The sequence below is a fragment of the Irregularibacter muris genome, assembly GCF_024622505.1.
Taxonomy (GTDB): Bacteria; Bacillota; Clostridia; order Eubacteriales; family Garciellaceae; genus Irregularibacter; species Irregularibacter muris.
Genome location: NZ_JANKAS010000007.1, coordinates 18,785 through 42,895 on the forward strand (window position 1 = coordinate 18,785; position 24,111 = coordinate 42,895).

A 24,111-nucleotide genomic window follows, 5' to 3' on the forward strand; every position below is an offset into this window, starting at 1 on the left:
AAGGAAAGCTTTTTCCTGTAAATGGAGGAGTTAAAAAAATTTAAAGAAAGAAGGTAAATTATGATCGGTAAAGTAACTGTAATTTTGAGGGGATATAATTATAAGCAAGTGAAAACAGTTGCGCAAACATTAATCAACAGTTCGATTAGAAATATTGAAATTACAATGAATACTGAAAATTCATTAGAAATTATTCGTGAAATAAATAAAGAATTTGGGGAAGAATTATTCATTGGCGCAGGTACAGTCATATCGTATAAGGATTTAGTTGATTCGATACAAGCGGGAGCCAAGTTTGTTTTATCTCCTATTTCCTTTAATAAGGAAATGATTGACTATTGTAAGCAGCAAAAGGTAATCTCAATACCAGCTGCATTTACTCCAACTGAGATTTACAATCAAATTGAATTAGGTGCCGATATTATTAAAGTTTTTCCTGCCAATGAATTATCTCATAATTATGCCAGAAAGGTCTGTGAACCATTAGGTTCTTTACCTCTGATGGCTGTAGGAGGAGTAAATGCATCAAATGTTAAGGAGATTTTATCCTCTGGATATGAATATGTAGGTACTGCAGGAGGGATATTCAAAAAAGAAGATATAAAATCAAAAAATATTGATGGATTAAAAAAATCCCTTAAACTATTTGAAGCTCAGATTATTAGCGAAGATTAAATTCATTGTTTTTATGGTTATTTATCTCAAGAGGATTTAAATCCATATAAATTAGGGTTATAAAATATCCACTAGTCAACGAAGTGGAAACAATAAATAATTGATATCTCAAGCAATGATTACAGTTGGTATATGTTTTTCAAGGAATGGAGGAATGAAATTGATACAAAAAGAGCTTGTATTTGTTAATGAACCCCTAAATACTCAAAAGGAAGTGATTGAAAAACTTACAGATGAAGTGTATAAAATGGGTTGGCTTAAAAGCAAAGAAGAATTTATTAAAGCAGTATTAAAAAGAGAGGAGGAATTTTCAACGGCTATAGGTCACAACTTTGCTATACCCCATGGGAAATCAAATACAGTTACTCAATCATTTATTGTATATTTAAAAACAGCAAGGAAATTTAAATGGAATGAAAAAGATGATCATGAGGTAGATACAATATTCATGATTGGAGTAGCAGAACATGAGAAAAACATCCCACACCTTCGATTTTTATCAAAAATTAGTAAAAATTTAATGAATGAAGATTTTAGAAAAAGTTTAGATGAATGCAAGAACAGAGATGAAACCTATCAGTTATTAGACCAAATTAATGGTGATATTAGAAAGGAGACAATATGAAAATAGTAGGAGTAACAGCATGTCCAACAGGAATTGCCCATACTTATATGGCACAAGAATCTCTTGAAAAAGAGTGTGAAAAACGTGGGTTTGAGCATCACTTTGAAACCCAAGGCAGCATTGGTATTGAAAATGAACTTTCACAAGAAGAAGTAGATGAAGCTGACTTAGTCATCTTGGCAGTAAGCATTTCAATTGAAGAAGAAGAAAGATTTGAAGATAAGTTGATTTATTATGCAAATGTAAATGATGCTGTATCTAATCCTGAATTAGTCATTGATAAAGCCTTAGATTTTTATAATACAAATAAAAATTAAGAAAGGAAGGATAAATGATGAGCAAACTTAAAAGCGAAGCAAAGAATATTCAAAGGGCTTTGCTAACTGGTGTTTCATATATGATGCCAGTAGTTGTTGTGGGCGGTATCTTATTAGCTATTTCCTTTGCAACCGGTGAGGCAACTTCAGAAGGATTTGTGGTTACCAATCAATTTATGTTGAACATTAGTGAAATTGGAAAATCGGCATTAGCAATGATGGTCCCTGTGCTGGGAGGATATATAGCTTACTCAATTGCAGGTCGTCCAGGTTTAACGCCCGGTATAGTTTTGGGGTATATTGCCAATAACACTATTGGTGAAACAGGGGCTAAGACTGGATTTCTAGGTGCATTGTTATTAGGAATTATAGCTGGATATTTTGTAAAATGGATGAAGTCGTGGAAAGTTCATTCAGCAGTAAGATCCATTATGCCAATTTTAATTATGCCAATACTTTCAACAGGGATTATTGGATTACTGTATATATATATTATTGCAGTCCCATTAACTTCGCTTACAAATGCATTATTTCAATTTTTAGGTAATCTAAGTGGTACAAATTCTATTTTACTAGCAATTGTTATTGGATGTATGAATGCTTTTGATATGGGTGGACCTATTACAAAGACCATAACAATGTTCACTATTGCCTTAATGAGTGAAGGGATTTATGAACCAAACGGCATCTATCGTGTTTGTCCAGGGGTACCACCAATGGGGATTTTCTTGTCAACCATGTTATTTAGAAATAAATGGACAGATGCAGATCGTACTGCTGCTAAAACAGCTGGGTTAATGGGCTTTATGGGAATAACTGAAGGGGCTATTCCATTTGCAGTAGCTGACATTAAACGGGTTTTGCCATCCACAATGATTGGAACGGCTGTAGCAGCTGTAATTGCAGCAATTGGAAAGGTTAAATCTCCTGTCCCACATGGAAGTTTTATTACTTTACCAGCTGTAGAAGGCAAAATCTGGTTTGTTGTAGCAATAGTTGTTGGTACTATTGTTACAGCCGTATTACTTGGATTGTTAAAACCATCAATTGATAAAGCAGACAATACAGCGAACAAGAGCAAGAAACTTATAGTCTAAATTAATTATACAAGCAGTCCATATTTTTAAAGTGGGCTGCTTATAATTATGTTGTACAGAAAAAAGAAAAAGTTTAAAGGGGGAATTCATATGGGAAAAAAAATAGTGATTATTGGTGCAGGACAAACGGGACGTGGATTTATAGCTCGTCTATTAAAGCAATCTAAACAATCCTTTGATTTTATCGATAGGAATAAAGAATTAGTAGATTTATTAAATAAAGAAAAGCAATATAAAGTTTCATTTTATGATTCTACGCAGAAATCAATTGAAATAGATGGTTTTACAGCATTCCATACAGAGGATAAACAAGCCATAACAGTTTTAAGCGATGCAGATATGGTTTTTACTGCTATTGGGGAACAAAATTTGGATAAACTTATACCCTTAATCAATAAATCATTAAGTGTAAGAAAAAAAGTAAATAAAATGATCATTATGACTTGTGAGAATGGGACCTCCCCCAAATTAAGATTATCTAAATTAGAGAATCAAGTTGAACTATCAGAATCAATAATTTTTTGCACAACATTAGTAAAAAATAAAGGTTGTTTAGATATCCTATCGGAAAATGTAAATTATCTACCTTATGATTTAGAGCCGTTGTCAACTCAACTGCATTATCATGGAATGACTCCAGTTAATAATTTTAGGGATTTAATCCAACGTAAGATCTATACCTATAATTGCCTAAGTGCTTCTATTGCCTATCCTGGATATTATAAAGGCTATACAAATTATGCGAATGCAGCAAATGATAAAGATATTTTAAAAATAACCGATTCAATTGCAGAAAAATTAAATTCAAGTATTTCCCGTGAATTTAATGTAGACTATGATGAACAAGAGCAATTCACACTTATGGCCTTAAAAAAATTTAGAAATGAAAAAATTGTGGATACAATTGAGAGAAATGTAGGAGATGTTCAACGTAAGTTAGGAAAAAATGAACGAATGATTAGGCCGATACTCCTTATGAAAAAATATAATTTTTCTACAAATTTAATGGAAATAGTTATTGCATGTGCAGTTTATTATGGTGGCAAACAATCGGATAATAAAATGAAGGAGGAAAAGCTAATTTTTGAACATTTAGAACAACACTTACCTATGGAGATGGTTAATAAAATTACTCAATTGTATAAACAGCTGAGTATTGGTGAGCCATTATCAAAAATAATAAGTAGTTTAATTTTCTAATCTTAGATTAACTCTTTCAAATTCGTGTTAATAATTTATGAGGGGATTATAAAAGTAGAATTACCATTAAATTAGTAATCTATAAATTTGTTCTATGAGGAGAAGATGAATGAAATTATTGATGGATATGCATAATCATACAATGGCCAGTGGTCATGCCTATAGTACGATTCAAGAGATAGCCCTAGAGGCTAGCAAAAAGGGGTTAACACATATCGCCATTACAGATCATGGACCTAAAACTCCAGGCGGTCCACCGCTATCTTATATAAGGAATTTAAAAGTTATGCCCAAAGAATTATACGGGGTAAAAATTCTAAGGGGTGTGGAGGCCAATATATTAGATCAAGGGGGAAATTTGGATGTACCTGAAAGTATTCTGGAAACCTTAGATATAGTAATTGCAGGATTACATGAGGCATGTACTGAACCTTGGAATATGGAGGGGAATACCAGAGCTCTTTTAAATACTATGGAAAATGAACATGTAGACATTATATCTCATCCTGGCAATCCAATTTTCCCCATTGATAAGAAAAAATTTGTAATGGGTGCGAAAAAAACAAATACCTTAGTGGAAATAAACAATAGTTCTTTTATAAATAGTAGAAAAGGCAGTGAAAAAAATTGTTATGAAATAGCCATGTTATGTAAAAAACATAGAGTTCCAATCATCATAAATAGTGATAGTCATATTTCCTTCGATGTAGGCAAATTTGATGAAGCAATAAAGCTGGTAAAAGATATTGAAATGCAGGAGGATTTGATTATTAATACATGTATAGATGGTTTTGAAAATTATCTAGGTGGTAAAAGGTCTACAATTGCCCGACAAATGTAAATCTTGTTAAAAATGCGTTAGAAAAGTGTATGAATAATATTGAGTAGAGTTTCTTTACTTTCATTACTACTGCTCAGTTCGTTGAAACAGAGCAAAAAATAAACTTCTCCTTACCTTGTGGAGAAGTTTATTTTTGATTATAATGACGAAACAATTTTTTTTTCAACATTACTATGGAAGGAAAAAGAAATGAAGAGTAAGCGTTTACATGATACGCTGTATTTAAAATAATCTTATAAGAGTAAAGGAGGTGAACAATAACTATGCTGGTATCCTCTAAGGAATTATTTATTATTGCTTTAAGAAAAAAGTTTGCTATTCCTGCTACCAACTTTGTTGATCAAAACACATTACGGGCCTATATATCCGTAGCTGAAAGCCGACAGTTACCTCTTATTATAGCCTTTGCTCAAGCCCATGAGGAAGTGATGTCTTTAGAAGAAGCTTCTTTATTTGGAAGATATTATGCACAAAAATCTAGTGTGCCTATAGTGCTTCACCTAGATCATGGTCAAAATATAGATTTCATCAAAAGAGCAATTGATCTAGGGTTCTCTTCCGTAATGATAGATGCTTCCCAGGATTTTTTGGCAGAGAATATAAGAAAGACAAAAGATATTATTGATTATGCTCATGCAAAAGGTGTGGTTGTGGAGGCGGAGATAGGTCATGTAGGATCAGGAGATAATTACGAAAATCATGAACATAGTGATTCAGTTTACACTTCTCTAGAAGAGGCAAAAATCTTTTATAAGGAAACAAAAGTAGACTCGCTGGCAATTTCTATTGGCACGGCCCATGGAAATTATGTTGGAACCCCAAAGATTAACTTGGAAAGGCTAAGGGAAATTCGGGATGCCGTTCCAGTTCCTCTAGTATTACACGGGGGGTCTTCATCGGGAGATAAAAACCTAAACCGATGTGCTTTAAATGGAATTGTAAAAATCAATATTTTTACAGATTTAATGAATTCTGCCGTAAAAGATTTGAAGGTTAAAGGACAGGATTATTTTAAAGTTCAAGAACAATTACGCTCAGGAATGAAATCGTGTCTTAATCATTACTACAATGTATTTAATACTCAAAGTATTTAATGCTTTAAGAGTGTTTATTAACAGGAAAGGAGGAGAGGAATATTGGCGGATAAAAAAATTGAAGCACCCTTTTTTGTGATAAATCCTAAAAATTTCTTGTATGGAGAATCTCTAATGGATCTAGCTCGGTATGCTAATCAACTAGCTAAGGAATATAAGATTGATATATTATTTACGGCTCCCTTAACAGAATTAGCTCTTGTGGTAAAGGAATGCCCCAACCTAATTATCACTGCTCAACATATGGATGCTGTTGAACCTGGAGACTCAATGGGGCGGGTTTTGCCAGAATCTTTAAGACAAGTGGGTGTTCAGGCGGTTGTCCTAAATCATAGTGATAATCCCCTATCTTTAGCAATTCTTAGAAAAACTATTGAGAGGGCAAAAGAAGTAGGACTACAAACCATTGTCTGTGCTGACTCAGTTCAAGAAGGCCAAGGGATAGCAATTTTAGAACCCGATATTCTCTTAGCAGAGCCAACAGACCTTATTGGAAAGACTCAAATCAGTAATCGAGATTATGTGACCTCGACGATTAAAGAAATCAAAAAAATAAACCCTAAGGTTTTAGTGGAACAAGGGGCTGGCATTCGCACTGAAAAAGATGTAGAAGAATTACTGGGATTAGGAGCAGATGGTGTTGGGTTGACTAGTGGAATTATTAAAGCTCATCAACCTAAGGAAATGATGAAAAAGATGGTTTTAGCTGTAGCAGCTTACCAAAAGGAAAGGAAGTAATTTATGACTGTTTATTCTGGAAAACTTACCCTTACATCCCATGGTAATCGGGTTACTTATCATGAAGTTACAGAACAAGTAAAAGAGCATGTGCATAAAAGTGGAATCAAAGAGGGGATTTGTGTTGTTGCCTCACCCCATACAACTTGTTCGGTTATTTTTGAAGAACTATCCTATGATACCAACTATTATGGTTATGATTATTTACAGGTAGATTTAAATAACCTACTTGAAGGATTAATTCCTCAATGTAAGACAGAGGGGCAGTATTATCATCCAGGACCAAAACATATTAAGGTAGGTTTAGAAGATTTTAAAGGGGAAATTAGCCCTGATGCTTACACCATGTTAAATACAGATGCCCATTTGAGAAGCACGCTTCTTGGAACCAGTGAAACTTTTGTAATTGAAGAAGGAGAATTAAAAATTGGTTTAGTAGGTTATATCTATTTTATTGATTGGGATCAACTTCGTAAACGAGAACGTACTTGTCATATCAAAATTATTGGAGAATAATGCAGGGTTATACTACTCCTCATTTAAGACCGACTAAGTATCTATTAGAAAGATTACACTCTAATAAAAAAACTATAAATTTAACATAAATTATTATTATATATTTTTATACAATGAAACAGAATAGGTGATTTTCGTAGGGCTCAATATATTTATTAGCATAATTTATAATAAAGTATTGGAAAATTATGCAAATGCTACTCGATTTAAAGGGGAGGAGTTATGATTGTTGGATATTACAAGTCGTCAAGCCAAGCTCATTGAAATTCTTGCTAGGCAAAAAGAATATTTACCGACTAAATATTATGCCAATTATTTAAACGTGTCAGAACGGACGATTTTTAATGATTTATCCAATTTAAAAGGTTTGCTTGATACTCTTAATATTAAAGTAGATAGAAAACGAAATCATGGTATCAAGCTTTTGGGAGATATTACATCTTCAGAAAGCTTTATTCAGCATATCATTAAGCAAACCAATCTAGAAGATTCTATAAAATATTCTGCTTTAGAACGCCAAATATTTATCATAAAATGGCTTTTAATAGAAAATAAAACGATCACTTACCAGTCTTTGTCTTTTGATTTGTATGTTAGTAGTACTTCTATTATTAAGGATATGGAGCAGATTAAGAACTTTATGGATGAAGATATAAAACTAATATCAGACGTCAAGGGAACACGAGTTGTAGGAACGGAAATAGGAATTCAAAAATCACTCAAACGTTTCCTTTATTATTTAATAGAACAATCCATGCATAACTACTCTTTGGCTTCCTATGGAAAAATTTTAGAGCCTTTATTTAGCAAAGGGGTTATAGATAGTGTGCAACACTCCATGCACGAATTAATTTTAGCAGTGGATCGTGGTATTTCTGAGCAATATATGAAGTCACTTTTTATATCTCTATTAATCCTTACAGAACGTTCTTACCAAGGAAATCATTTAAATCATTTGCTTAATGTAAATATGAAAGAGACAGAGTACTTAACCAATTATCCCTTAGCAGTTCAAATCTGTAATAATATTTCTACCGATCTGTCTTTTACATTTACAGAATTAGAATATAAATATGTAAGCAATCAATTATTTGCTCATCGAGTAGAGATGAAAGTAAACAATAAATATATTGAGAATCTTCTTGCTCCTGATATTAAGCAGATTATTGCTGACGTCACTGAAGCAATGGCCATTGATTTGACTGCCGATAAAAAACTTTGGGATGCGCTTATATATCATATGTTCCCTTTAATTTATCGATTAAAATCAGATATTATTGTCACTAATCCCTTATTAGAGGAGATAAAAAATGATTATGGCATTCTTTTCAAAATCATTTGGTATGTTATGGAGAAGTTTGAGAAAAAATACGGGGTAACCCTAACAGACGATGATATTGCTTTCATTACAATCCACTTTCAAGCCGCTATAGAACGCAAAGAACAGATGTCTCAGATTCTAGTTGTATGCCAAACAGGGCTTGTAACATCAGATTTAATTATTAATCGTATTAAAAAACTATTACCTGCTAATATACAGTTTAAGTTAATTGCAAAGCCCTATTTAAAGAATGAAGATTTAACTAAAGTTGATTTTATTATTTCTTCAGTTCATTTGAAAGATATAGAAAGACCGGTTGTTTATGTATCTTCATTCGTAAATGATACAGATTTAATAAATATTTATTCTTGTTATTTAAAACACTCCTCTACCTTAAGAAAAAAGGAGGATAATAAACTAAATCTAAATATGATTTCATCTTATTTAAATAGCCGATATGTATTTTTAAATGAAAAGTTGTCAACAAAGGAAAAGTGTTTAGAAAAAATGATTGATTTATTTGAAAGGGATGGAATTGTGAAAGAATCTTTCAGGGCTTCGGTGTATGAAAGAGAGAGAATAGGAGATACATTAGTCCGTAGCTGGGTTGCTGTCCCCCATGCTTTACAGTCAACGGTTAATGAAACTAAGATTGCTATGATGATTCCTCAAAAACCTATCAAATGGGATAATGAATCTTATGTCTCCTTAATCATATTATTAGCAGTAGCTGAAGAAGACATTGTAAATATTCGCAAACTCTTAAGCCATATCTATAAAGTTATTTTAAAGTCGGAGAGTCTAGAAAAAAGCAATTTTGTGCAGTCCATAAAGCAACCTGAAGATTTGATAGCGTTTTTTTCAAAGTAAAATAAATATCCATTATCATAAAACATTTAACAATATTGGAGGAAGCAGCATGTATATAGAAAAAGACTTAGTTTTCTATAATGAACCTTTAGTTAACCAAAACCAAATCCTGGATTTTATGGCAGATAAATTGGAAAAGAAAAATTATGTGACTAAAGGTTTTAGAGAAGCCGTTAAAAAACGAGAAGAGGAATTTCCCACGGGATTAAAACTCAAAGGCATGAATATAGCTATAGTTCATACAGAAGCAATTTTTTCAAAAACAGAAAAACTTGTAGTAATAAAACCTGAACAGTCTGTAACATTTAAAAATATTGAGGATCTGAAACCGCTAGAAGTGAATTTAGTTTTTGGTTTAATCTTAAAGGATAGTCAAAAACATTTAGAGGTTTTACAAAGAATTGGTCAGTTACTACAAGATAATGAAATTATTCAAGATATTCAAGAAGTAAATTCCCAAAGGGAATTAGTCTCTTTAATGCAACAATATTTTAATGAAAAGGAGGATAATAGCCTATGAAAAAGCAGATTATAGTTGCTTGCGGAGCTGGATTAGCTACTTCCACTATGATTGTAGAAAAGATCAATGAGACCTTGGAGGGTACAGGAATTAATTATTCCATTAGTCAGTCACAGATTTATGAATTAAATTCCTATGATGGAAAGGCAGATTTATTTGTTACCTCAATGAAGCTTGATGAAAAAAAATACAAGACGCCAATTGTAGTCGGAACACCTTTTTTAGTTGGGATTAATGAAGAAGAAACAAAAGAAAAAATCATTCAGATACTTTTAAAATAAGGAGGAATCATTATGGTCATTATTGATTATTTTTTATCTTTAGGATCCACTGTTTTTGTACCCCTTGTATTAATTTTAATTGGTATCATTCTAGGCCAAGGAATATTGAGAGCCGTTAGAAGTGGCATTACTGTAGGAATTGGATTTATTGGATTAAACTTAGCAATTTCTCTAATTTCTAATACTTTGGAACCAGCAGTTAATCAAATTGTAGAACGTTTTTCCTTTAATTTAACAGTATTAGATATCGGTTCAGGAGCTGCTGCGGGAGTAGCTTTCTCTACGGTTATTGGTGCACTTATCATTCCGGCAGTGTTCATACTAAATGTCATTTTGTTATTAGTTGGTTTTACTAAAACGATGAACATTGATATTTTCAACTATTCCCATTATGCTTTTACAGGTGCTGTAGTTCATCTAATGACTGGCAGTATTCCCTTAGGTATTGCTGCTAGTTTAATTCAAGCCACCTGGTCCCTTTTATCAGCGGATTATTCTGCAAAGCAAGTACAAGAAGCAGTTGGTGTTGAGGGGATTTCTATTCCCCAAGGATATGCCTCAAGTACTGTTCCACTTTTCACTATTTTGGATAAAATTTACGATCGTATTCCCCTTTTACGAGATTCAAAATTAGACTTGTCTTATCTACAGGGACGCATTGGAATGTTTGGAGACCCTACCATCATTGGAGCGGCTTTAGGAGCAATATTAGCCTTGTTAGCAGGTTATAACTTTGCTGAGGGCACAAACTTAGTCATGGGAGTAGTTGCCATTATGATCTTGTTCCCACGGATGGTAAAAATCATTGTAGAAGGATTACTTCCTATCTCAAATTCAGCAAAGAGCTTCTTTAATAAACATTTTCAAGGAAAGGAAGTTTACATTGGTTTAGACTCTGCATTAACTTTGGGACTACCAACAACTCAAATTGTGGGAACGATGTTGATTCCTATTACTTTAATTTTAGCTGTAATCTTGCCCGGTAACAAAGTATTGCCCTTAGGGGATTTAGCATTTGCTGCTTTCTTTACCTGTATGGCTACCATCATTCATAAGGGGAATATTTTAAAGACAATTTTAAGTGGTATTATTAATATGGTTGGTATTCTTTATATTGCAAGCTGGTTTGCCCCATATTTCAGTGAACTTGCTGCTAAGAGCGGTGCAGTTAGTATTCAAAGTCAAACAACAGCCCTTTGGAATGGTAATGTATTTGATTTTATTATTGCCAAGCTGGGTGGTATGGGAGCCATTGGGATTGGTATTTTAATCATTGGTACAATTCCTCTTGGTCTTTATGTTAAAAAAGTATCCTCTGAAAAAGAAAAAATTTATAAAGAGAAAGTGAATTAAGCTAGTGATTGTATCCCCTTCTATTTTGAGTGCTGACTTTTTAAACTTAGAAAGAGATATTAAGCTTTTAGAAAAAAATGGGGCGGACTTTATCCATATTGATATCATGGATGGGGTATTTGTTGCTAATTCTACCTGGGGACCATCCACTGTAACTGCTATTCGGCAGATTACCACCTTACCCTTGGATGTTCATCTTATGATTAATCAACCAGAAAGATTAATAGAGCATTATTTAGCAACAAAGGCAGATATTATTACTATTCATCCAGAAAGCACTGTATTTTTACGAAAAAGTTTATTGAAGATAAAAAAATATGGGGCTAAGGTGGGAGTCGCTTTAAAATTAGAAACACCAGTTGAGATGATAAAATATTGTTTAGATTTAGTTGATATTGTTCTTTTACTGACGTGTGATGAAGGTTTTGGAGGGCAAAATTTTCAACTTCTTTCTCTAAGAAAGATTTCCCAAATAGCTAAATGGCGACAAGAACACAACCTAACCTTTAAAATTGAAGTAGATGGAGGAATTGGACCTGAAACTGGGAAGTTATGCAAAGAAGCAGGAGCAGATATTTTAGTAGCTGGCTCGTATGTTTTTGGAAAGGATATAAAAACCGCTATTGAAGTATTAAAAAAAGTATAAATTCTTTGAACAGGATATCGACTAATCTCGATATCCTGTTTCTTTATCAAGAGAAGAAAATGTTGCATAGTGAGTTAAACAAGAGACCTCCTGATAGAATGTATTTAAGCTTTGAAATTATAAAAGATTATACTACAGAACAGACTCCAAAGATGACATTGGACCAGCAGGAAAAGAGTGAATTCTATAAACAGATAGATATGGATAAAAAAATACATATCGATGAAAAAAGTATCTATTTTGACTCCATAATATTTACCCCTTATAATGCTTTAGCATTTATAGCAATTGACGATCACGAATGGTTTAATAATAGTTCTTATGAAATTATGGTAAGCACAGGGATGAAGAGCATAGGACCCGATGTAATTCATAGTTATAATGAAGAATTAGATGTAGAAAATGTCTTGCTGACGATGGACAGAAATGACTTTAAAGACAGCAAATACTTAAAATTTGAGATAATAGATAAATCAGGAACGGAGCAGAAGACAGATTTTGGAATTGAGATTAAGATTCCAGAATAAGATTTTTTAATTTCATAAAAAAGCAATGATTGCAGGTCAGGAAATAATTGATGTAAAATCAAAAGACTAAATAAAAATGACTAACCTTAAATAAAATATAACCCAGCAGCCTAAGGGAATAAACCTTAGGCTGCTTTTAATGATATTTTTGAACAATATTCTATAGCAGATGAATATAATATATCCGCATCCGCATGCAAAAGATAACTTTTACCTAAAAGAGTATCATAAGGTAAAATTTGTCTTTTTTAGGAGCATCTTTTGTGCTATTTATGTATTGGCCTATGCATATTTCACTTCACTGTTTTTATCCATTGAACTTATCTTGGGTTTTCTAGTTATGGATTTTTTAAAAAATATTACAATAGCTGCAGTTACACATGAACCAATGAGCATAGCGAACAATGCCATTATAGGCTTATTCATCGCTCCCAATAGGGCAACAATTGGACCGCCATGGGCTACACTATCTGTAATGCCCCATAAAAATCCTAATATACAAGCTACGGCACTACCAATCATATTTGCAGGAATAACAGCTAATGGATCACTGGCAGCGAAGGGAATAGCTCCTTCTGATATTCCTACTAGGCCCATTGCCAAAGCCGCTTTGCCATTTGCAATTTCCTCTTTATCAAAATATTTTTTTCCAACAAAAGTTGCGATAGCCATACCCAATGGTGCTACAGGAATAGCAACAGCTTGTGCTCCCATAAATTGAGTTTGTCCTGTACCAATTAAGCCAACGCTAAACATAAATACAACCTTTCCAAAGGGACCTCCCATATCAAAACCTTGCATAAGTCCCATCACAAGACCAATTAAAATAAAACTTCCAGAAGATAAAGATTGTAACATTGCATTTAATGAATCCATTAATGAAGAGATAGGAGCACCAATTCCATATATAAATATAATTCCAATTGCGACTGAGCCGATAATAGGGATAATCATAATAGGAACCAATGCTTGTACAGCTTTTGGATAGTTAAGAGATTTCATCCATTTGACTAGATATCCAACGATTAATCCTGCTACTATGGCACCGATAAAACCAGTTCCAGCTTCAGCACCATAAAAAGAACCATTATTTGCAATCCAACCACCGACCATTCCAGGTGCTAGGGCAGCCCTATCCCCAATAGCATATGCAATATAACCAGCTAGAATAGGGATCATTAAGGTAAATGCAGTTACACCAATTTGGCTTATTTTATCCCAAAAACTACCTGCAGGAATCTGTAAACCACCAGGTGTAGGTTCACCACCTAAAGTAAGGGAAAGAGCAATGAGTAAACCACCTGTTACCACAAAGGGGATCATAAAAGATACGCCATTCATTAAATATTTATATAAACCAACAGATTGTTTTGGGGCATTTTTTTCAGTTGTGTTGGACAGATTTTTAGTTTTTGGTAAGTAAATGGGTATATGTGCATTCATCACTTTTTGAATAAGCTCTTTTGGCTTGTCAATAGCCTCTTTAGTTCCGGTAAAGATTACTTTCTTACCATGGAAACGCTCTAAATCTACCTCTTTATCACATGCAATAATAATGGCTTCTGCCTTATCAATTTCCTCTTGAGTAGGAGCATTTTCAACCCCTATTGAACCATTGGTTTCAACCTTAATGTCCACGCCTAATTCATTTGCAGCATTTTGCAACGACTTAGCTGCAAGATAGGTGTGGGCTACACCCACAGGACATCCCGTAATTCCAATGAAAAATCTGCCACTACTGTTCAGCATGGAATCCTTTGTGGGTTCATTACTTTGCATTAACAGTTGGAAAATCTCTTCATTACTCTGGGCATTCAATAGCTTTTCTCTAAAAGATTTATCTAATACCTTTGAAGCAATATCTGATAATGCCTTAATATGTAAATCGTTTGTATTTTCAGGCGTGGCAATAAGGAAAAAAATCTTAGAAAGTTTGTGATCCGTGGCCCCAAAGTCCACTCCTTTTTTACTAATGCCAACAACTATAGAAGCTTGCTTTACTGTCTTAGATTTAGCATGGGGGATAGCAATTCCCTCTTCTAATGCTGTGGGTATTTGGGCTTCTCTCTTAAAAACATCTTGGATAAATTCTTCTTTGTTTGTGATTCTACCCTCAGCAACTAAAAATTCTGAGAGTTCTCTTATGATATCCTTCTTTGTAGTCGTTTTCAATGAAGTAGTGATTAAGCTCTTTGAGAAAATACCATCTTTTAACATGTAATCACCTCACTATTAATTTTATATGTAAAGAATAACATAGAATAAATAAAATGTAAATACAAATTTGTAATGTTAAATTTATAATGTTCTGTTTGTAAAAGGGATATTTTATTGATATAATAAATTGGTTATGATGGATAAATAATCATAAATTCAGTAGGGATTTGGAGGGTCCAGTTTTGAAATACATAAATGTCTATAAAGATATAAAAGGAAAAATTTTAAAAGGAATCTATCCGCCAGGGGCTACTTTGGAAGGCGAGGAAATTTTTTGTGAAATGTATGGTTTAAGTAGAACTACCATCAGAAAAGCTATAGCCAAATTAAAGCAGGATGGGTATGTACATTCAAGACAAGGTTCAGGGATTTTTGTCAATCCGCCGGAATTTTATGAAGAAAAGAGTTTAACAACCATATCAGAGAGAATAGATAAGACTGAAAATATAGAAACCACTGTTTTGGATTTTAAGACCATTGAAGCTGATGAAGAGCTTTCTGAAATATTTAACTTAAGTATTGGAAGCAAGCTGTTTTATTATACCAGAGTGAGAAAAATAGTTGATTCCCATAATGTACTTGAAAAAACCTATATGCCTTATTATTTATTTAAGGATTTCAATAAAGATATTATAAAAAAATCAGTATCTAAATATATTGAAAAGGATTGTCATTACACCATTAGCCATGATATTAAAAATATTAAGGCAATTAATGTGGATAAAGAATTAGCTCAATTGCTAAATATGGAAGAGGGATCTGCCACTTTACAAATTCAGCATAAGGTTTATCTTAACAAATCCATATTGGCACAATACACTTTGGAGATACAAACAAAAAATAATATTCGTTTTGTTGCTGTAAGATAAATGTATAAGCAATGGTGTAAAGTACAAATTTAATTTTTACGGTTAGATTGTCAGAGGAGTGTTATAGCAGCTATGAAATTATAGAAAATGTGGAGAACTACTTTTGCATCTAATGGACAATTATATTACTCCATACAAACAAACTATAGTATATTAATTTATATAGTCTTCATCTTAGGGTTGATGCTTAGTGATTATTGAATAATCAAGGAGGAAGAACTATGAGTAGAAAACAAATAATATATGATTGCCTAATAAACTTATGCAACAGTACTACTCTTGAAGAGATTGAAGAAGGTTTTCTTGGATTTGAAACACGAATAATTAGTAAAAAAACTGGCTTTATAAGAAATAATGTAAGTAAGGAACTAAATCAACTAACAAGGGAAGGTAAAGTCATAAAGGTAGTAGGTCGACCAACCTATTATTTTGTATATCAAAAAATGAATGAACTTTTAGGAAAAATTTTGGATGCTGAAAATTTAGAGGTAGAATCCTTAAGAAGCATCATAGCGACAACTAATGAAGAAAAAGGAATAGATTTCATAAATGAAGATACCGATACTGATATTTTTCATAGCATCATTGGATTTGAAAGTAGTCTTAAGGTGCCAATTCTTCAGGCAAAGGCCGCCATTTCGTATCCACCAAATGGATTAAATATGCTATTAATTGGCCCCACTGGAAGTGGCAAATCCATGTTTGCCGAAATAATATATAAATATGCGCTTGACAATAATTTAGTGGAACCAGAGGCTAATTTTGTTATTTTTAATTGTGCAGAATATGCGAATAATCCACAATTACTTTTATCGCAATTGTTCGGTCATAAAAAGGGTGCATATACAGGAGCAACTAGTGATTCTATGGGTCTTGTTGAAAAGGCAAATGGTGGGATATTTTTTCTAGATGAGGTCCACAGATTACCCCCTCAAGCTCAAGAGATGCTTTTTTTGTTAATAGATAAGAATATTTATCGTCGACTTGGAGAAACGGATATAGATCGAACTGCAAAGGTACTTTTAATTGCGGCAACTACAGAGGATATTAATTCTGTTTTATTGACAACTTTTTTAAGACGGTTTCCTATGGTCATTACCATGCCCTCCCTTGAGGAAAGATTGTTAAATGAGCGTTATGAATTAATATACGAATTTTTCCTAAATCAATCAAAAATCATAAATGCGAATATTCGTGTAAATAAATCTGTCATGAAGGCATTACTCTTATATGATTGTAAGGGAAATGTTGGACAACTTAAAAATGATATTCAAATTATTTGTGCTAGAGGATTTTTGGATTACAAAACAAAATCCAAGAATCAAATTGAGTTGGATGCTTCTACACTTCCTAACCATGTGTATAATGGATTATTAAAAATGCAAGAGAAACGAAAAGAGATTTTAAATTTTTTTAATATAAATAATAGAGATTATTATGACTTTTCTTCAGAAAACAAAAAACAAAGATTTTATAATGATAAAGATGACTTTTCCGAAGAATTATATAAAAAAATTGGAGAGGTCTTCGAAATATACACAAAAAGAGGATATTCTAATAATAAAATAAAGAAGCTTTTACAAATAAGTATCGATAAGTATTTGCAGCAACTATTATCAAAAATGGATATTAATAATTATGAGATTAGTCCAGAAAAAGAAAAGCTTTTTAAAATTGTAGATCCTAAGATATATAATACGGTGGGTAAAACGATATTAGAGTTTGGAAGTGAAATTTCTAATAAAAATGAAATTGAAAAACTTACCATTGCACTTTCTTTGCATATTAATGAAATAATAGAAAATAAAGATGAAAAAAATCATATCTTTCCAATGAGATTGCAAGAAATTTCTGTAAGTTATCCTAAGGAGTACTTTATTGCTAGAAAAATTAGGATGAATATTGACCAAGAACTTAATATTTATATTTCTGAATATGAAGTGGGTATTATCACCATGTTGATTTCCTCTGTAACCAGTATTCAAAAAAGTAAAAAAATTGGAGTAATGATAATTGGTCATGGGAGTAAAACAGCGTCGAGTATGGCTAGTGTCTGCAATGAAATGTTAATGACAACCCATTGCAAAGCAATTGATATGAGTTTGGATATGAAAATTGATGATACCCTTGAAAAGGCGAGTATTTTAGCAAAGAATATTAATGAAGGTAAGGGGATTCTTCTATTAGTAGATATGGGCTCGTTAGTTTCGTTTGGTGAGTTGGTTGAGAAAAAAACAGGGATTAAAACATTGACAATAGATAAGGTATCAACTCCTCTAGTGTTAAAGGCTGTAAGTAAAGCCCTTCTGCCAGGAATGACTTTAGAACAACTAGCTTTAGAATGGAATGATGAGGAGACTAAGAGCAAGATTATGGATAACAAAAAGGATAATTTTAACCAAAAAACTATTGAAGGTAAATATTGTATTATCACTTTTTGTTTGACACAGGATGGGACTTCCCAGAAGCTTGCTCAATTATTAAGAGAAAACATACCGAGCATAGCTTATAATAATATTGAAATCATCACTATGTCTCTTGAAAAAGTAAAAAAAATAAGCCAAGAGGAATATGGGAATATTATTGCATTAATTGGAAGTGTAAATCTCAAAATAGAAAGTATTCCATATATATCAACGGATGAAATTTTAGTAAAGGATGGGTTGGATAAAATAAATAATATGATTGCTGAACTTGGATTTGATGTGCCAAATAACTATCATTTTGCAAATTTAAGCATGCGATTAATTGAAGAATCTTTAAGTTTTTTAAATCCAGAAAAAACCTATGAAATACTTGAGATTACATTACAGGAAATTTTAAATAAGTTAAAAATAGATAATACCGATGGTCTTTATATTAGATTTCTATTACATGGTTCCTATATGCTGGAACGAGTGATAAAAAAAGAGCCTTTACCTTATAAGGATATAGCGACTTATATACAGCAACACTCTGATCTTTATAATGTAATTCGACAATCCTTTAAAAAGGTGGAAGAGATATTTAGTATCAAAATCCCTAATACCGAAATAGGATACTTGGTTGAGATGATTGATACACTATGATATTAATAAAAATCTTATACTTTTTGTTTGAAAATGCTGAAAGATAGTAACTGAAATATACTTATCTTTCAGCATTTTTCGTTTTTAAATCTTTATTGATACTTTCTTGGCATGGATCTTGCTATTAAAATAGTATTGAGATCTCAAATGACATAAGGAGTGAAACTGAAATGGGATTAGAAAATTATATTTTTATCTTAACCCATGGGAAAGCAGGTGAAGAACTTTTAAAAAGTGCTCAAATGATTACTGGAGAAATGAAGAATGTCAAAACATTTTCGCTTTTACCTGGAGTTTCCCTAGAAAGTTATATACAAGAGGTTAAGAGTAGTTTAGATGAGGTGCCTAAGGGAGCAACAATATTAGGGATAACTGATTTATATGGTGGGACTCCTTCTAATTGTGCCAGGGCGCTTTCGAAGGATTATAATTTCTTTATACTTGCAGGGTTAAACTTAGCAATGCTGTTGGAAGCAGATATTTTAAGAAAAAGTTTGTCAGATTATGAGTTATTAGAAGCAGTTCAAAAAGCTGGAGAAAAAGCCTGTCGAATTGTAGAAAAACTTGAATGCAATATGTAGACATTCTATAAATATGACAGAAAGGAATGATGTTTAAAATGGCAGAGATTAAATTAGCAAGGGTTGATTTTCGTTTGATTCATGGTCAAGTCATTGCACGATGGTTAAAACAAATAGAGGCAAATCGAATTATTATTATTGACGATTTGCTTTCTAAAGATCCTTTTATGAGTCAAGTGTATGTAATGGCAGCACCTGCAGGAGTAAATGTTGAAATCATATCCACTGATGAAGCAGCAGCCGCTTGGAAGAGTAATGAATTGGGAAATGGAAATTTATTAATTTTATTTAAAAGGGTAAAATCAGCCTTTGAGGCTCAACAAAAAGGTTTTCCAATCCATACCTTGCAAATTGGAGGTTTAGGTGCAGATGTGGGAAGAAAAGTGGTTCATAATCAAATTACTTTAGATAAGGCTGATGCAGAAAAACTACAAAAGATTTCTGAGAATGGAACAAAGGTAATTTTCCAAACGGTTCCTGAAGAGAAATTTGGTAGTTTAGATAAAATACTCAAAAAGATGAAGGAGTAGTCAAAAAAGGAGGAATTATACATGAGTATTATTCAAGCAATATTATTAGGTGTTATCTATTGGATTTCACAGAATAAAGTATGGTATGGTTTCTCAAATATGAGAATGCCAATATGTTTAGCACCAATCATCGGATTAATTTTTGGTGATATGGAAACTGCTTTAGTAACTGGAGCAACTTTGCAGATGATCTATATTGGCTCCATTGCATCAGGTGGGAATCACCCAGCAGATGAAGGAATTGCTGCCTGCATAGCTATTCCAATGGCAATACAAGCAGGAATATCTCCGGAGGTTGCAGTATCTATCGCAGTACCTGTTGGACTATTAGGTACATTTATAGATAATATTAGAAAGACAATCAATACCGGTTTTGTTCATCTTGCAGATAAATATGCAGATGAAGGTAATGCAAAGGGAGTAAGAAGAGCAGCTTTTTTATATCCATTGCTCGTTTCATTCCCCTTAAGATTTTTACCAGTTTTCTTCGCAAGTATATACGGACCTGCAGCAGTGCAAACATTTATGGATGCTGTTCCAGGGTGGGTTACTCATGGATTAACAATAGCAGGTGGTATTTTACCAGCTCTAGGCTTTGCACTGACAATGATTACCATTGGAAAAACCAAATATATTCCATTTTTTATTATTGGATTTTTTATCGTAGCTTATTCAGGCTTAAGTATTATTGGCGTTTCCATATTTGGTCTATGTATTGCTTATCTTTATATGACATCTAATAAAGCAGCTAATAAAAGTCAAGCTGAAGGAGGGAACTTATAATGGACCAAGTAACTAAAAATAATCAAGAAAAGATTACAAAGAGAGATATAACTATCTCATGGATTCGATGGCATGCTTATGCAGAAGTATCGGCTAACTTTGAAAGATTACAAGCACTAGCATTTTGCGCATCCATGACAGGTATATTAGAGAAACTATATAAAAAGAAAGAGGATTTATCCCGAGCTTTAAAAAAACACTTAACAATGTTTAACACACAGGCTAACTGGGGATCCGTTATAAATGGAATTACCATTGCATTGGAAGAAAAGGCATCACAAGAAACTGAAAACAAAGAGGAAAGCGAGGAACTTATTACTGGAATTAAAACAGGCTTAATGGGACCAATTGCTGGGATTGGTGATTCGCTGGACTTTGGTACTATACGACCAATCCTAATGGGCATAAGTATTCCCTTTGCATTAAAGGGTTCTGTATTTGCTGCATTCGTACCCCTTGTGGGACAAATATTATATATGGCTATTGTAGGATTGTTTATGATTCATAAGGGTTATTCAACTGGGAAAGAATCTATTACTAGCCTTCTAAGCTCTGGTAAAATTCAACAAATCATTAGTGGTGCAGGGGTTTTGGGTATGTTTATGATGGGAGCTTTATCTGCAACATTTATATCTCTTAGCACACCTCTTGTAATCTCAACAGAAGGAGCAAATCCAATTGAGATTCAAAGCATGCTAGATGGTATCGTTCCAAACCTATTACCCTTTGCTGTTGTGTTTGCAATTTACCTATATCTTAAGAAGACGGGAGCTAATTATTTAAAAGTTGTAGGAATTGTTTTAGCTGTAAGTTTATTAGGAGCTGCTATTGGATTATTCTAGAAAAATAAGTGGGAAGGTAGATAAAGATGAAAAAAGTACTTGTAACACCTAGACCCTTTGCCAAATCCGGATTAAATGAAATCAGAAGGATAGAAAGGGCAGGATATAAAGCAATATTTAATACCACAGGTAGACGTTTTAAAAGAAATGAACTTTATGAATTAGTGACCGATGTAGCGGGGGTTATTATTGGCGATGATAAATTTGATGAAAAGCTTTTACGACACGCTAAAAATTTAAAGGTGGTTTCAAGGTTTGGCGTTGGTGTGGATAATATTGATTTGAAAGTAGCAAAAGAATTAGATATTACTGTGGAAAGGGCCATAGGGGCAAATTCTACTTCTGTTGCTGAGATGGCTTTAACCTATTTCTTTGCTCTTTCAAAAAAACTTCTTGCCATGAGTCAAGAAGCAAAAAAAGGATCGAGCAAACGTATAGTTGGAAGCGAACTCTTTGGAAAAACGGTAGGCATTGTTGGATTGGGCTCAATAGGAAGGGAAGTTTGTCGTATGGCTAGGGGAATAGGTATGGATGTATTGGTATATGACCCCTATTTCAAGGACGATCCCTTAAAAGAAAAATACGATTTTTCTGTCCTCCCCTTAAAGGAAGTACTAGAAAATAGTGATTTTGTAAGCTTACACCTTCCATATACAGAAGAAACCGAAAACTTAATGAACAAAGAAACGATAGGCTATATGAAAAAATCAGCATTTTTAATAAATACAGCACGTGCTGAGATTGTTAATCAAGAGGATCTTAAAGAAGCTCTTCGCACAAATAGAATTGCAGGGGCAGCAGAGGATGTAAATTTGGATAGAAGAATAGGAGATATTGTTAATTTACCTAACTATCTATTAACTGCCCATATTGCTTCAGTAACTCAAGAAGCCGAATTAAATACAATGAGAATATCAACAGCTAATCTTTTAAACAAATTGAAGGAGATGGATAATAATAATGTTTGAATTAAAGGGAATTATTACAGCAATGGTAACGCCAATGAATGATAATCAGGAGATTGATGAAGGGGCCACAAGAAAAATGGTACGTATGCTAATTGATAGGGGGGTTCATGGGTTATTTATTATCGGAACCAATGGGGAATTTCATCTATTAAATGAAGAAGAGAAGGTACAATTTGCAAAGATTGTAATTGATGAAGCAAATCATGAAATCCCTATTTATGTAGGAACCGGAGGAAATAGCACTGGGGAAGTGATTAAACTTACGAAAAGAATAAAGGAATTAGGAGCAGATGCAGTATCTGTTATTACGCCATATTATTTACCCCCTTCCCAAGCAGATTTATTAGAACACTATAAGGCAATAGCAGAAGCTGTGGATATCCCAATCATACTATATAATATTCCTGGAAATACTGGAATTAATATTGAACCAGATTCTGTACGTGAACTTGCAAAGATTCCAAACATTATTGGTGTTAAGGATAGTAGTGGAAATATTGACAATATAAAGGCTTATTTGGATGTAACAAAAGATAGTGATTTTGTTGTTCTTTCTGGATCGGATTCACTTATTCTGAAATCCTTAAAGATAGGTACTGTTGGAGCAATCGCAGCTACTTCAAATGTATTACCTGAGATCGATGTAGATATCTATAATTCTTTTATAAATGGGGATATAGAAAGAGCTGAGAAGGCTCAAGAAAGTATCAATCCCTTAAGAATGGTTTTGAAAAAGGGTGTTGCCCCTTCAATCATGAAGAAAATGCTTAATTTAGTAGGCTATAAAGCAGGACAGCCAAGATTACCTATTAGAGAACCAAATGAAGAAATTATTGAAGAAATAAAAGAAATTATTGAACATTATCATATTCAATATGAAGCTTAAATACAATAAGAGTTTCTCCCATTTTGTCGAACAGGTATACTATTAGATTAGTACAAAAAATACACCCTACAGTAAGTACTTACTGTAGGGTGTATTTTTATGCTTAATATTGTATCCAATTTTATGCATAAAAATAATGCTGTTTTTATAATCAACACCAAATATTATAGAGTGGCTTTTTTTATAAACTAAAACATCAAGGAACTTGTTGGTGGTATTCTGTGTAAGTTAGAGGCATAAATGGATTTTATAGGACAGATGATTTTCTAGTAAGGACACAACTGTCTCTACTAGTTCTATAGTAATTTTAAGTTTACAGTGTCAGGGTGAAAAGCTTGTAGTTTCAATCATGGGATGAATGCCCATTTTTTATAATCTTATATTGTAGTGTATAAGCAAAATATATACAATAGAATTATGAAAGAAGAATTACGAAGTGCCCAATATACTATATTCAAGCTTTGTGACGATTAACTTTGCAAAAAAGTTTTTTGAGAAACTAGGAAACATCTGCAAATTACAGCCTAAGCTGGAATAACAATTGATAACGTTCTTTAATAAGTTCAAAACGAGGATTGCTGTTTCTATGCAAGAAGTTTGTCCTTTTTTAGGGCATAAAACCATTACTATCCAAATATTTGAACTGTCAGACTAAGGTTAGTGAGTAAATTTACTTTTTTATACCATCGTGAATAATTTAGGTTATAGTATTTTCCAAGGAAAATCTGAAAATTTGAGGATAATAT

Annotated in this window: 24 protein-coding genes; 23 read left to right on the forward strand and 1 reads right to left on the reverse strand. The window is 32.9% G+C overall.

Features of this window, described 5'->3' with window-relative positions; all coding sequences use genetic code 11:
• The first annotated feature begins 60 nt into the window (after nucleotides 1-60).
• The 15 genes from NSA47_RS08875 (at nucleotide 61) to NSA47_RS08945 (ending at nucleotide 12,621) form a co-directional block, all read left to right on the forward strand.
• Entirely contained in the window at nucleotides 61-675 is a 615-nt protein-coding gene (locus NSA47_RS08875; RefSeq protein ID WP_257531080.1) for a bifunctional 4-hydroxy-2-oxoglutarate aldolase/2-dehydro-3-deoxy-phosphogluconate aldolase, read from the forward strand.
• A gap of 160 nt (nucleotides 676-835) precedes the next feature.
• A complete protein-coding gene (locus tag NSA47_RS08880; RefSeq protein WP_257531082.1) occupies nucleotides 836-1,300 on the forward strand; it encodes a PTS sugar transporter subunit IIA in 465 nt (154 codons plus the stop codon).
• Complete coding sequence (locus tag NSA47_RS08885; RefSeq protein WP_257531084.1) at nucleotides 1,297-1,617, forward strand: PTS fructose transporter subunit IIB; 321 nt, start codon at nucleotides 1,297-1,299, stop codon at nucleotides 1,615-1,617. The genes NSA47_RS08880 and NSA47_RS08885 overlap by 4 nt, the downstream gene beginning before the upstream one ends.
• A 14-nt stretch (nucleotides 1,618-1,631) precedes the next feature.
• Nucleotides 1,632-2,714 carry a PTS fructose transporter subunit IIC gene (locus tag NSA47_RS08890; protein WP_257531087.1) on the forward strand — a complete coding sequence of 361 codons (1,083 nt, stop codon included), beginning with the start codon at nucleotides 1,632-1,634 and terminating at the stop codon, nucleotides 2,712-2,714.
• A 90-nt stretch (nucleotides 2,715-2,804) separates the two neighbouring features.
• Nucleotides 2,805-3,914, forward strand: a complete 1,110-nt coding sequence (locus NSA47_RS08895; RefSeq protein ID WP_257531088.1) for a mannitol dehydrogenase family protein — start codon at nucleotides 2,805-2,807, stop codon at nucleotides 3,912-3,914.
• 109 nt (nucleotides 3,915-4,023) lie between these two features.
• Complete coding sequence (locus tag NSA47_RS08900; protein WP_257531090.1) at nucleotides 4,024-4,755, forward strand: phosphatase; 732 nt, start codon at nucleotides 4,024-4,026, stop codon at nucleotides 4,753-4,755.
• A 263-nt stretch (nucleotides 4,756-5,018) separates the two neighbouring features.
• On the forward strand, nucleotides 5,019-5,849 hold the full coding sequence (locus tag NSA47_RS08905) for a class II fructose-bisphosphate aldolase (protein ID WP_257531092.1): 831 nt from the start codon (nucleotides 5,019-5,021) through the stop codon (nucleotides 5,847-5,849).
• Nucleotides 5,850-5,891: 42 nt separating this feature from the next.
• Nucleotides 5,892-6,587, forward strand: a complete 696-nt coding sequence (locus NSA47_RS08910) for a triose-phosphate isomerase (RefSeq protein ID WP_257531094.1) — start codon at nucleotides 5,892-5,894, stop codon at nucleotides 6,585-6,587.
• Nucleotides 6,588-6,590: 3 nt separating this feature from the next.
• On the forward strand, nucleotides 6,591-7,103 hold the full coding sequence (locus NSA47_RS08915; RefSeq protein ID WP_257531096.1) for a YjbQ family protein: 513 nt from the start codon (nucleotides 6,591-6,593) through the stop codon (nucleotides 7,101-7,103).
• 226 nt (nucleotides 7,104-7,329) lie between these two features.
• Complete coding sequence (locus NSA47_RS08920) at nucleotides 7,330-9,294, forward strand: BglG family transcription antiterminator (protein ID WP_257531098.1); 1,965 nt, start codon at nucleotides 7,330-7,332, stop codon at nucleotides 9,292-9,294.
• 49 nt (nucleotides 9,295-9,343) lie between these two features.
• Entirely contained in the window at nucleotides 9,344-9,814 is a 471-nt protein-coding gene (locus tag NSA47_RS08925) for a PTS sugar transporter subunit IIA (protein ID WP_257531100.1), read from the forward strand.
• Entirely contained in the window at nucleotides 9,811-10,095 is a 285-nt protein-coding gene (locus tag NSA47_RS08930; RefSeq protein ID WP_257531103.1) for a PTS sugar transporter subunit IIB, read from the forward strand. Before NSA47_RS08925 ends, NSA47_RS08930 begins: the two co-directional genes overlap by 4 nt.
• A 12-nt stretch (nucleotides 10,096-10,107) precedes the next feature.
• A complete protein-coding gene (locus tag NSA47_RS08935; RefSeq protein ID WP_257531105.1) occupies nucleotides 10,108-11,448 on the forward strand; it encodes a PTS galactitol transporter subunit IIC in 1,341 nt (446 codons plus the stop codon).
• Between the two features lie 4 nt (nucleotides 11,449-11,452).
• The gene (gene rpe / locus NSA47_RS08940; RefSeq protein WP_257531107.1) at nucleotides 11,453-12,094 is read left to right on the forward strand and encodes a ribulose-phosphate 3-epimerase; all 642 of its coding nucleotides are present in this window, start codon (nucleotides 11,453-11,455) and stop codon (nucleotides 12,092-12,094) included.
• A gap of 98 nt (nucleotides 12,095-12,192) precedes the next feature.
• Nucleotides 12,193-12,621 (forward strand): hypothetical protein, encoded by a 429-nt coding sequence (locus NSA47_RS08945; RefSeq protein WP_257531109.1) that lies wholly within the window; start codon nucleotides 12,193-12,195, stop codon nucleotides 12,619-12,621.
• A 282-nt stretch (nucleotides 12,622-12,903) separates the two neighbouring features.
• Here the strand turns inward: NSA47_RS08945 and NSA47_RS08950 are convergent, their stop codons facing one another.
• Nucleotides 12,904-14,838 (reverse strand): PTS fructose transporter subunit IIABC, encoded by a 1,935-nt coding sequence (locus NSA47_RS08950; RefSeq protein ID WP_257531111.1) that lies wholly within the window; start codon nucleotides 14,836-14,838, stop codon nucleotides 12,904-12,906.
• A 182-nt stretch (nucleotides 14,839-15,020) separates the two neighbouring features.
• Here NSA47_RS08950 and NSA47_RS08955 point away from each other — a divergent pair, with 182 nt between their 5' ends.
• The 8 genes from NSA47_RS08955 (at nucleotide 15,021) to dapA (ending at nucleotide 23,365) form a co-directional block, all read left to right on the forward strand.
• Complete coding sequence (locus NSA47_RS08955) at nucleotides 15,021-15,707, forward strand: GntR family transcriptional regulator (protein ID WP_257531113.1); 687 nt, start codon at nucleotides 15,021-15,023, stop codon at nucleotides 15,705-15,707.
• 221 nt (nucleotides 15,708-15,928) lie between these two features.
• On the forward strand, nucleotides 15,929-18,775 hold the full coding sequence (locus NSA47_RS08960; protein ID WP_257531115.1) for a sigma-54-dependent transcriptional regulator: 2,847 nt from the start codon (nucleotides 15,929-15,931) through the stop codon (nucleotides 18,773-18,775).
• A gap of 170 nt (nucleotides 18,776-18,945) precedes the next feature.
• The gene (locus tag NSA47_RS08965) at nucleotides 18,946-19,356 is read left to right on the forward strand and encodes a PTS sugar transporter subunit IIA (protein WP_257531117.1); all 411 of its coding nucleotides are present in this window, start codon (nucleotides 18,946-18,948) and stop codon (nucleotides 19,354-19,356) included.
• Between the two features lie 38 nt (nucleotides 19,357-19,394).
• Entirely contained in the window at nucleotides 19,395-19,886 is a 492-nt protein-coding gene (locus NSA47_RS08970; protein WP_257531119.1) for a PTS sugar transporter subunit IIB, read from the forward strand.
• A gap of 21 nt (nucleotides 19,887-19,907) precedes the next feature.
• A complete protein-coding gene (locus NSA47_RS08975) occupies nucleotides 19,908-20,669 on the forward strand; it encodes a PTS mannose/fructose/sorbose/N-acetylgalactosamine transporter subunit IIC (protein ID WP_257531121.1) in 762 nt (253 codons plus the stop codon).
• Nucleotides 20,669-21,511 (forward strand): PTS system mannose/fructose/sorbose family transporter subunit IID, encoded by an 843-nt coding sequence (locus tag NSA47_RS08980; RefSeq protein WP_257531124.1) that lies wholly within the window; start codon nucleotides 20,669-20,671, stop codon nucleotides 21,509-21,511. Before NSA47_RS08975 ends, NSA47_RS08980 begins: the two co-directional genes overlap by 1 nt.
• 26 nt (nucleotides 21,512-21,537) lie before the next feature.
• Nucleotides 21,538-22,479: a phosphoglycerate dehydrogenase gene (locus NSA47_RS08985; RefSeq protein WP_257531125.1), complete on the forward strand. Its 942-nt coding sequence runs from the start codon at nucleotides 21,538-21,540 to the stop codon at nucleotides 22,477-22,479.
• The gene (gene dapA, locus NSA47_RS08990; RefSeq protein ID WP_257531127.1) at nucleotides 22,472-23,365 is read left to right on the forward strand and encodes a 4-hydroxy-tetrahydrodipicolinate synthase; all 894 of its coding nucleotides are present in this window, start codon (nucleotides 22,472-22,474) and stop codon (nucleotides 23,363-23,365) included. The genes NSA47_RS08985 and dapA overlap by 8 nt, the downstream gene beginning before the upstream one ends.
• The last annotated feature ends 746 nt before the right edge of the window (nucleotides 23,366-24,111 follow it).